1 protein-coding gene is annotated in these 468 nt (G+C 23.9%); it reads left to right on the top strand.

The window, feature by feature from the left end; translation table 11 throughout:
• Positions 1 to 48: 48 nt before the first annotated feature.
• Positions 49 to 468, top strand: a 420-nt coding sequence (locus AC4AGG_RS16805) for a hypothetical protein (protein ID WP_489773171.1), incomplete at its 3' end; no start/stop codon positions are given.

Below are 468 nucleotides of genomic sequence, written 5' to 3' on the forward strand. Positions count from 1 at the left end.
GTCCGCAATTTTATCAAGATTCGACTTTTAAATTTATATACTAAAAAAATGAAAATTTTATCAGATATTTTTTGTCATTACCTTATTTCAATAATTATTTTCTTGTTTATAAATACAATCATTTACTTAATTTATCTCGAATTCAAACCTATAAATTTTTGGATAATTTGCATAACTTTATTGCCCGCCATTATTTTTGCGTCAATTTCAAATGCTTTAATTTCTCCTTTGATTTATTTCATCCCGAAAAACAAAATCGTAATCTTAGTACTATTTCTTATCTTTTCATTTTTGTTTTATACACTACAATCAAATAGTCTTGATTTTGAAAACTCTACAGAGTGGGATTATTACGACCGTAAATCAATTATCAGCTCCAATGCAGATATTTTTATTGCAAAAAATTTCTTGGAACTTAAAATTATTTTGCCATTAATTATCATAAATCTTGGTTTATCTTTAAAAAAA

The sequence above is a fragment of the Chryseobacterium sp. CG10_8 genome (genome assembly GCF_058117085.1).